Raw genomic sequence first — 352 nt, 5'->3', positions numbered from 1 at the left:
GCTGTCGGCGCTGTTGACCAGGGCATCGGACAACGCTTCGTTGAAGTTGACCTGCAGGGTCGCGGCGTCGCCCGAGGTGGCGTTGGGTCCGAGGAAGGCCTGGAAGGCCGAGGCGCTGGCGGCGAAGCTGCTGGCCGCCGCCACCGGGTCCATGCCGCTGGCGACCATGTCCTTGAACGCCTGGCCCGAGACGAAGTCGTTCTTGTAGGTGTTGTAGAGGTTGTCCATCTGCCCGGATTTTTCGGCGATGGCATGCAGGTCGACGTCGCCGTTGCCGCCCAGGGCGAGGTTGGCGATGGTGATGTCGTTGGCCGCGTTCTGTAGCGCGACACCGGGCGGCAGTGGCTTGCCG

General features: G+C 66.5%; 1 protein-coding gene. It reads right to left on the bottom strand.

What is annotated here, in order from left to right; all coding sequences use genetic code 11:
- A partial coding sequence (locus tag HX773_RS25410) for a hypothetical protein (RefSeq protein ID WP_218168363.1) occupies positions 1-352 on the bottom strand: 352 nt, incomplete at both ends.

This window comes from Pantoea sp. B9002 (assembly GCF_013385945.1).
Lineage (GTDB): Bacteria > Pseudomonadota > Gammaproteobacteria > Enterobacterales > Enterobacteriaceae > Pantoea.
The sequence above is the reverse complement of the archived record's forward strand: the minus strand, read 5'-3'. Positions and strand labels throughout refer to the sequence as shown.